General features: G+C 75.5%; 1 protein-coding gene. It reads left to right on the top strand.

The window, feature by feature from the left end; translation table 11 throughout:
- On the top strand, positions 1–2,469 hold a 2,469-nt coding region (gene lanKC / locus CCN56_RS39755), incomplete at its 5' end, for a class III lanthionine synthetase LanKC (RefSeq protein WP_086832444.1).
- Positions 2,470–2,751: the final 282 nt, after the last annotated feature.

Here is a 2,751-nt window from a genome sequence, read left to right on the forward strand (position 1 = left end):
GTCTGGGGCAGCCCCCGGGCCGGGCTCGCCGAGCAGGGATGGAAGATCCACGTGTCGGCGCGGCTCGACCGGGCGCAGCACGTGCTCGACACGGTCGCCGGGATCTGCTTCTCCGAAGGCGTGCCGTTCAAGCACCTGAGCGCCCGGCTCTTCTTCCTGTTCCTCCATCACAAGCACGCCGTGCGCGCCCAGGCGGGCAAGTTCTGCGCCGTCTACCCACCGGACACGGCGACCGCCCGCCGGCTCCTCGAACGCCTGCGCGACGCGCTCGACGGGGAGGAGGGGCCGTACGTCCTCACCGACCGGCGCTTCCGCGACTCGCGGACGGTCCACTACCGCTACGGCTCCTTCGACGGCGCCCGCAGCCGGCTCCGGGCCGACGGCACCCGGGAGGGGATGGTCCGCGACGGCTCCGGCCGCGAGGTCGTGGACTCGCGGCTGCCCGCCTTCCACCTGCCCGCGGGGATCACGGACCCCTTCGTCGGGCAGGAGGAGCAGCCGCACGCGGGCCCGATCCTGGTCCGCGACTACGAGGTGACCCGCGCGGTGCGCCTGAGCAACGCCGGCGGCGCCTACCAGGCCCGCGACCGGCGGACCGGCCGCACCGTCTTCCTCAAGGAGGCCCGCGCCCACAACGGCCTGGTCTTCGACGGGACCGATGCGCAGCAGCGGCTGCGGCACGAGTACGACGTGCTGCGCGAGCTGCACGCGGCGGCCCCGGGGGTGGGCCCGGAGCCGCTGGACCGCTTCACGGAGTGGGAGCACGACTTCCTCGTCACCGAGTACGTCGCGGGGCAGCCGCTGGTGGGCTGGCTGAGCCGGTCCTCCCCGCTGGCCCGCGCCGACCGCACGGCCGGGTCCGTCGCCGCGTACTACGAGGCCTGCCGGCGACTCCTTGCCGCGCTGGACGCCTCGCTCGAGCGGCTGCACGCCGCCGGCTACCGGTTCGGTGACCTCAGCCTGGGCAATGTCCTGGTCACGCCGTCGGGCGGGGTCCGTCTCGTGGACTTCGAGGCGGCCTCGGCGCTGTCCGCGGCCCCCTCGGGGATGGGCACTCCGGGGTTCACGCCGCCGGCCGGCCTGCGCCGGGCCGACACCGATCCCCTGCTGCAGGACCGGTACGGCACGTCGGCGGTCGCGCTCGCCTTCCTGGCGCCGTTCAACGAGGTCGCCGAGCACGCGCCCGCCAATCTCGCACTGCTGCGCCGCGATCTGGCGGACGTGGCTCCGCCCCGGGACCTGTGGCAGCGGGCGACCGTCTTCCACCTGGCGGAGGACCGGGCGGACCGGGCGCAGGACCAGGACGGTCACGACCGCCTGCCCTCCCCCGTCGAGCTGGACACGGATCCGCGCGGCTGCCTCACCCGGCTGGCCGAGAAGGTGGCCGCGGGACTCCTCGAAATGGCGGACGCCGACCGACCGGAATGGGCCTTCCCGCCCTCGCCCGAGGCGTTCCGGACCAACAACGTGTGCCTGGCCTACGGCACGGCCGGGGTGGTGCACGCCCTGCACCGCGCCGGGGCCGCGGTGCCGGAGGAGATCCGCGAACGGCTGCGCCGCGACACGCTGGCGCTGCGCGACGCGCTGCCCCCCGGACTGCTCGTCGGCTCGGCCGGCATCGCCCGGGTGCTGGCCGGCCTCGGCCGCCTCGACGAGGCCGTCGACCTGCTCCGGGACGCCGACGGCCACCCGCTCACCGCCTCCTGCGGCACGCTGGCCGGCGGGCGGGCCGGGGTCGGCCTGGGCTGGCTCGCCCTGCACCGGCTGACCGGGGAGAGCAGTCACCTGGAGCGGGCCGCCGCGGCGGGGGAAGGCCTGCTGCGCACCCCCGACCTGCCGGCCGCCCTCGGCGAGCACGACGCCCGCGGCCTGCTGCACGGCCGCTCGGGGCTCGCCCTCTTCCTCCACCGCCTGGCCCGCGACACCGGCGAGGGCCGCTTCCTGGAGGCGGGCCGCCTGCTGCTCCACCAGGAGCTCGACCGGACCTTTCCGCTGGACGACGGCGCCCTGTCCCTCTCGGACAACGCACGGCTCACCCGCGCCATGCCGTACCTGGCCACGGGCGCGGCCGGTCTCGCGGCGGTGCTCACCCGCTACGTGGCCACCGCGCCGGACGAGCGCTGCGCCGCGGCACTGCCGCGGCTGGTCGCCGGCATCCGGGTCTCCTGTGCCACGAAGGAGGCGGGCCTGTACCGGGGACTGGCCGGACTGAGCTGGTTCCTGACCGAGCACGCCGAGCTCACCGGCACGGACGCCGCCCGCGGGGACGCCGTGCGCGCCGCGACCGGCCTGCTGAAGTACGCCGTCCCGTACCGGCGCGGCGTCCGCTTCCTCGGAGCGGGCTCGCAGCGGTTCACCGCCGACCTGTCCAGTGGCGGGGCCGGTGTCCTGCTGGCCCTGCACCGCCTGCTGGCCGGCCCGCTCCTGACGGACCACCACGCGCGTCCCCGGCTCCAGGCAGCCGCCTGACGTCACTTGGACGGGCCTCCCATGACCCCCTCGGCACGGCGGAGAACGCCTCCGTGCCGAGGTGTGCAGTGACCGACCGACACGATCCGACAGGAAAGAGGAGATCACCCATGAGCCAGATCCTCGCGCTCCAGACCCTGGACACCGAGCAGGAGGCCGACGCCCTCGTACCCTGCTTCAGCGTCGCCTGGAGCATCAGCGACATCTTCCCCGACCCGATGTGACAAGCCGGTACCCGCCCGGGCCGGGGCCGGTGGTCCTCCCACCGGCCCCGGCCCGGGC

The organism is Streptomyces sp. NRRL B-24572, from assembly GCF_002156145.1.
Classification (GTDB): domain Bacteria; phylum Actinomycetota; class Actinomycetes; order Streptomycetales; family Streptomycetaceae; genus Streptomyces; species Streptomyces vietnamensis.